Below are 6662 nucleotides of genomic sequence, written 5' to 3' on the forward strand. Positions count from 1 at the left end.
CGGCGAGCTGCGCAAGCGTGCGGAATGGGAGTGTAGCACGAACAATTTCGAACGTGCCGACGTGAACCTGCACTTCGAGCTCTTCGACCGCTACGAGCAACAGTGTCTCAGCTTGCTGGCGCTGCAAGACTCCGCGAGCGGTGCAGCGGGTTTCGCTGCGGAACCCCTTGACCGATTGGTGCTGCCTGCCTACGACCACGCGATCAAGTGCAGCCACCTGTTCAACGTGCTCGACGCGCGCGGCGCCATCGCTGTGACCGAGCGCCAGCGTTTCATTGGACGGGTACGACGGCTCGCCCGGGCCTGCGCCGAGTCGTTTGTGGCGCAACGTGAGGCGCTGGGATACCCCCTGCTCAACGCTTCGCCGCGACAGGGCGAAGCGCGCCGCCACCGGCAACAGGGCGAAGCGCACGGCATGCCCTCGCGAAGCGGCGGGAACGCAACGTAGGGGAGCCATGCCCGAGCCGCTGCTACTGGAGATTGGCACCGAAGAGCTGCCCGCGTCGTTCCTGGCCGACGCCCTGCAGCAACTGCCTGAGCTGGCCCGTGAGCTGCTGGCGGCGGAGCGGCTTGATCACGGCCCGGCACGCGCCATGGGCACGCCGCGCAGACTGACGCTATGGGTCGACGACGTACGCGAGCATCAGCGCGATCTGCGCGAGCAGGTGCTTGGTCCAGCCAAGGCGCTGGCCTTCGACACGCAAGGCAGACCCACCAAAGCGGGAACAGGTTTTGCCCGCAGGCACGGCAGAACAGCAAGCGAGCTCGAGGTCGTTGCCACGCCCAAGGGAGATTACGTCGCAATCGAACGCCGCGCCCCCGGACGGCCGGCGGGCGATGTCTTGGTTGGGCTGCTCGGGAAGCTCTGCGGCGCGATTTCCTTCCGCAAGTCCATGCGCTGGGGCACCGGCCGGGTAGCGTTTGGACGGCCGATCCACTGGATCGTCGCGCTGCTTGGAGAACACGAGCTCAGGTTCAGCTTCGCAGGCGTGACCGCTGGGCGCTACACGCGCGGACACCGGTTTCTGGCTCCCGAGGCTGTGCGAATCGGGCATCCGTCGGCCTACGTGAGCGCGCTGCGCAGGGCCCACGTAGTGGTCGACCCGCAGCAGCGCAGCGACGTCATGCTGTCCGCGCTGAGAGCAAGCGCCGAGCAAGCGGGCGGCGAGCTGATCGAGGACGCCTTCTTGCTCAGCGAATGCGCGTCGCTGGTCGAGGAGCCCCACGTGCTGTGCGGCAGCTTTGACGCTCGGTTTCTGGGGCTTCCTTCCGAGGTGGTCGTGGCCGTCCTGCGCGGGCATCAGCGCTACTTCGCGCTGCGTGCGCCCGGCGGGGAGCAGCTGCTGGCCCGGTACTTGACCGTCGCCAACAGCCCGGGCGATTCCGAGGTGGTAAGGCAGGGCAACGACCGCGTGCTTCGAGCGCGTCTTGCCGACGCCGAGTTTTTCGTGGCCGAGGACCGCAAGCTCACCTTGAGCGAGCGTGTGGAGAAGCTGGATCAGGTCGTGTTCCAAGCCAAGCTCGGCAGCGTCGGCGACAAGGTGCGGAGGATCATCGCCCTGCAGTCCGAGCTGGCTGGTTATTGCGAGGTGGACCTCGAGCGCTGCCGGCAGGCGGCACGCCTGTGCAAGGCGGACTTGACCACCGCGATCGTTGGAGAGTTTCCGGAGCTGCAGGGCGTGATGGGCAGCTGGTACGCCAAACACGAGGGCGTGGAGGCAAGCGCGGCGCGAGCAATTCAGGATCATTACTTGCCGGTCGCGGCACACGGCCCCGTCGCTTCCGAGGCGGTATCGGCCTGTGTTGGGGTTGCAGACCGCATCGATACGCTCGTGGGTTGTTTCGGGATCGGTCTGTCTCCTAGTGGCTCGGCCGATCCCTACGCCTTGCGAAGGGCGGCCTTGGGGATCGTGCGCACAGCCCTGGAGGGCCCGATCGACGTCCGGTTGAAGTCGCTCGTACGTCGCACGTACGGGCTTCACGATCCGGGCAGCCTTGCGCCTTGCGATCGGGTGGTCTCGGAGCTCGATCGATTCTTCCGGGCGCGTCTTAGAGCTTATCTGGGGGAGCGCCACACCGGCGACGTGGTCGAAGCCTGTTTGGCCGCGTGGGATTTCGAGTCGCTGGAGGATCTGGCGCAGCGGCTGAGCGCGGTCGAGATGCTGCGCCGGATGCCCGAGTACGCGGCGCTCACCGTGGCCTTCAAGCGCAGCTTCAACATCGCCGCCGAAGTGCAAGGGGAGGCTCGGCGTGATCTGATGGAGCCAGGAGCAGAAACCGTGCTGGCAGAGGCGTTCGATGAGCTACGCCCCCGCGTGGAACGCGCCCTGGAGATCCGCGACTACGAGACCGCGCTCGTACAGATTGCCAGGGAGCTGCGACAGCCCATCGACCACTTTTTCGATGCCGTGTTCGTGATGGTCGACGATGCTGCCGTTCGCGACAACCGTCTGCGCCTGCTCGCGAGCATCGCGCGTCTGGTTACCAGGGTGGCACACCTGCACCAACTGTCGCCGACCGCCGCCGCAGTGCCGGCCTCAACCGCAGTGCCGGCCTCAACCGCAGTGCCGGCCGCAACCGCAGTGCCGGCCGCCGCCGCAGTGCCGAGCGCCGGGAAGGATCGCACGCGGCACGGCTCGAGGCGTAAGCCGTGAACACGCCCGCCCGCGCGCCAGCAGCGGCGGCGTCTACCTCAACGTTGCATATTCTGTGACGACCCTGATCAGAGCCAGGGTGAGCTCCACGAAATGCGCGCCCGGGACGCGCTTCGCGAGTGCCAGCAGAAGCGGCAGCTGCTCGAGGAGCGGCGGCCTTCTGTTCGTCGCTGAAGAGTTGCATGTTGCAGTTCGTTTCTTCGCGATTTACAGAGGCTTCCGCAGGTGCTTTCAGCTACATCGACGCCGTTTTGGGCAACCTGGGGGTCCATTTTGTCGCGCCCCCTTAGCTTGACCCTGAGCCATGGATAGCGGATGCTCATCAGGAGTGTTTTTTGCGGGCGTTCGGGCCTCATGGAACGACACGACGGAAGCGGAGCAAGTGGTTCCGTCCCGGAACAGAGCCAGGCCAGCGCGCTGACAGCCCGAAGCGACCCGCTGATCGGGAGGGTGCTCGATTCGCGCTATCGAATGGAGGCCGTGATCGGCGAGGGGGGCATGGGACTGGTTTACAAGGCGGTGCACACCGCGCTCAACAAACCGCTCGCGATCAAGGTTCTCCGCGCCGAAGTGTCCAAGAACGCTCACGTGCTTGCACGTTTCCGGCAGGAGGCGCAGAGCGCATCGGCGATCGGCAACCAGCATATCGTGGACATCAGCGATTTCGGGGCGCTTCCGGACGGTTCCACCTACATCGTGATGGAGTACCTACCCGGGCGTTCCCTGGCCGACGCCATGAGTGAGGGCAGGCTCGCTACGCAGCGCATCGTCAGGATCGCCAGGCAGCTGTGCCACGCGCTCGGTGCGGCCCACGAAGCGGGTATCGTTCACCGTGATCTGAAGCCGGACAATATCCAACTCATCCGCCGTGGTGGTCACGACGATTTCGTCAAGGTGCTGGACTTTGGTATTGCGAAAGTGGGTGGCGGCAGCAGCAAGCTGACCCAGGCGGGCCAGGTCTTCGGAACCCCGCACTACATGTCTCCGGAGCAGTGCGCGGGCACCAGCGTAGACCAACGAACGGACATTTATGCACTCGGTGTCATTCTGTACGAGCTCAGCAGCGGGCGAGTGCCGTTCGACGCCGATAGTCTGATGGGAATCCTGACCAAGCACATCTACGAGAACCCCATCGCGCCTCGCAAGCTGCAGCCTCCTGCCGGCGTGCCGCCGGGGCTCGAAGCCGTGATCATGAAGTCCCTGAGCAAGAAACCGGAGCACCGCTACCAGAGCATGGCGGAGGTTGCCGCGGAGCTGGAGGCCTTCGAGGCAGGACGGGCTCCACGAGCGGCCGGGGGGCAGCGTCCCAATGGCGCCGGGGGCGCCGGCGCCTTGGGGAACGAGGCTGGCAGTCGGCTATCATTCGACCTCGGTGAGCCCGAGCTGCCGGTCAAGAAGCCCACCGTACCGATTCTGATCGGTCTGGGAGCCCTGGCGGCGATCGGGGGCGGTTTGATGTTCGCGCTCGGTTCGAGCGGGGAACCGGCGCTTCCACAAACCGACTCGCCTGCGCCGCAGCAAACCGCAGCGCCTGCACCGATCCGGGACACGGCCGTTGCCACGAAGCACGAGACGGGTTCCAAGAGCGAAGGAAACAAAGCGCTCGGGCGAGGAGCCGAGCCCGCTTCGCCCCAGCCGCCGCTCGCGGAACAGACCGGCGTGCGGGTGGAAAGCACTCCGCGAGGTGCGTCGGTGTATCGCGGAACCCAGCTGGTCGGTGTAACGCCGCTGCGGATTGCGAGGCCGTCCGGTGACGAGGTCATCGAGCTAGAGCTTCGCAAGTCCGGCTATCGTGCCAAGGACATTCGCGTCTCCGCGAGCACTGCGCAACAGCTGCGGGTCGAGCTCGACAAGCGATCCAGGCCCTCCAAGCCCAGGCTCGACAGGACCCGAGCCACGAGTCGAGCGCCAAGCAGGCGCAAGAAGCCGGCCGGGGAGACCAAAGGCCAAGAGCGAGAGGGCCCGGGCCTCATACCCCAAAGCGAAGTGCTCGATCCTTGGCAGTGAGGGTGCCCGTGGTCACGCTTGCCGCCTGTGCGGCCAACGGCTAGGTTGGCCGCCGGCATGCCGAACGCAATGGCTCAGGCTCCCGCCCGTCGCGGTTTGAGGCGTACCTGCGAGCGGGTTTCCTCACGGGAATCGCGCGAGGGGCACAGCGGGCTGCGCCGGCAATTTGTCGCGCCGGGCGTCACAGCGCCGTTGTTCGCGCTGTGCTTGTCTGCCTGTGTTTTCCAAAGCAGGGGGCAGGACCCTCCTGTCGGGATCTTGAACGCTCCCATCGCCCTTTCCATGGCTGCGCCGCGACCAGGGCCAGCAATACTGGCGCCAGACTTCCTGTTCGTGGCGAATGCAAACTTCGATCTGAAGTACAGTACCGGAAGCCTGCAGTCGCTCGACCTCGAGCGGCTGCACTGTTGCCTGTACAAGCTGACTCGGGGGCTGGTGGGAAGCGGCGATTGCGTCCTCGCAGAGGCGGCGTGCCAGCCAAATAGGGAAGACGCCGTCCGGGCGCAAGAAATCGTCGCGCATGAAGTGCTGATCGACTCGTTCGCCTCGGGAATGAAGCTCAACCGCGCCGGCAACCGTCTGTATGTGCCAACACGTGCCGACCAGGGGGGACTCTATTACGTCGACGTGGATCCAGAGGGCCGTTTCTACTGCGGTGAGGACCGGCATTGTTGGTCAGGCCATCGGATTCCTATTCGCTGGCTCGAGTCGATGCCGCTGCCACCGGGAGTCGACGTCGGCGATCCGGTGCTCGAGCCCGTCGCGGTCGCTGTTGGGCAGGCGAGCCTCGCGGGCGAGCTGAGAGACATGGTGCTGGTCGCGCATCGCTTCGGGTTGGTGAGCTTGCTGCTCGAGGAGCCATGCACGGGGCCGACCTGTCCACTGGGTGTCCCGGCGCAGTCGCACCTGTTCGACACGGGCACGCTGCTGTCGGGGATCGAGTACCAGCCTTCTTCCGGGTTGGCACTGCTCACGCGGCAAGGAGGGGTGCTCGGTCGTGTGGGCGTCTCTTCCCTCGGCGGGCAGGCATCTCCCGACCGTACCGGCGTGCTCTACCATGCAGGCAACGTGATCGTGTCCGGAGTTGCGGGTGGCGAGAGCCGCGCGCTTGCTGCCAACCCGAACAACCCGGACGAGATGTTCATCATCTCACGTGCACCGGATGCCCTGTTGGTCGTTGACATCGGGGTGACTGCTGCAGCGGACGGGCTCGTGAAGGCCAAGCAGGTGATCGAGGTCGGTGACGGGCCCTCGCGCCTGCTGGTGGGACGCGTCGCCCAGGACCCTCGCCTATTTGCGTTCGTGAGCTGCTTTGACGCGCGTGTCTTGTACATCATCGACCTGGAGCTGCATCGTGTCGTTTCGGTGGTTCAGGGCTTCAACGGCCCGTTCGAGATGGCGCTGGACCCTTCACCGTTGCGGCCTTATCTCTATGTCGCCGATTTCAGGAGCTCGGCTATTCGCGTGGTGAACCTGGCGCCGCTGGTCGCTCATGGACCACGAGGCCAGGGCGGCGAGATTCGCATCGTGGCATCCATCGGCTCTGGGCCCAAGGATACGGATGCGGGCGGTTGAGATGAAAGGCTGGCTCGGCTACAGCCTGTGTGTCGTCTTGGCGGCCGTACAGGCCGGCTGCGGGAGCCAGCCGTTTTACCGGGCTCCGGCGAATCTGGAGCGCCCTTCGGAAGTGGCGCTCGTGTGCGTCGACAGCGACGAGCGGCCGGTTCCAAACCAGCTGTGCCGCGACGACAGCGAAAACCACCGGCTGTTCGCGCTGGTGCTCCAGTCGGCCCGAGGAGAAGTGGCAGCGGTCGACCTGGCCACGAGGACCGTGAGGGACAGCGATCCGAGGGTGCCGGGACAGACCTTCGTGCCGGTGGGGGAAGCGCCCAGCGCGATCGTAACGCGCGACGCGCCGGGCCCTGGGACGAAGCACACGACGTACGTCGCCAGCTATGCCTGGCACGAGGTGATGTGGTTCAGCACCGACACCTTTGTCGC

The 6662-nt window shown here is 65.8% G+C and carries 5 protein-coding genes; all 5 read left to right on the top strand.

Going from position 1 to position 6662, the window contains the following annotated elements; all coding sequences use genetic code 11:
- Positions 1-448: glycine--tRNA ligase subunit alpha (locus tag MJD61_10970; GenBank protein MCG8555790.1), on the top strand; the 448-nt coding region annotated here is incomplete at its 5' end.
- Between the two features lie 7 nt (positions 449-455).
- Entirely contained in the window at positions 456-2654 is a 2199-nt protein-coding gene (gene glyS, locus MJD61_10975; protein MCG8555791.1) for a glycine--tRNA ligase subunit beta, read from the top strand.
- 315 nt (positions 2655-2969) lie between these two features.
- Positions 2970-4661 (top strand): protein kinase, encoded by a 1692-nt coding sequence (locus MJD61_10980; GenBank protein MCG8555792.1) that lies wholly within the window; start codon positions 2970-2972, stop codon positions 4659-4661.
- Positions 4662-4994: 333 nt separating this feature from the next.
- On the top strand, positions 4995-6236 hold the full coding sequence (locus MJD61_10985) for a hypothetical protein (protein ID MCG8555793.1): 1242 nt from the start codon (positions 4995-4997) through the stop codon (positions 6234-6236).
- The coding region (locus tag MJD61_10990) for a hypothetical protein (protein MCG8555794.1) at positions 6223-6662 on the top strand (440 nt) is incomplete at its 3' end. The genes MJD61_10985 and MJD61_10990, both read left to right, overlap by 14 nt.

The sequence above is a fragment of the Pseudomonadota bacterium genome (assembly GCA_022361155.1).
GTDB lineage: Bacteria > Myxococcota_A > Polyangia > Polyangiales > JAKSBK01 > JAKSBK01.

Bases quoted from the DNA above. Each gene is read 5' to 3' on its own strand.
- glyS (MCG8555791.1), top strand. From the start codon at position 456: ATGCCCGAGCCGCTGCTACTGGAGATTGGCACCGAAGAGCTGCCCGCG.
- MJD61_10980 (MCG8555792.1), top strand. From the start codon at position 2,970: ATGCTCATCAGGAGTGTTTTTTGCGGGCGTTCGGGCCTCATGGAACGA.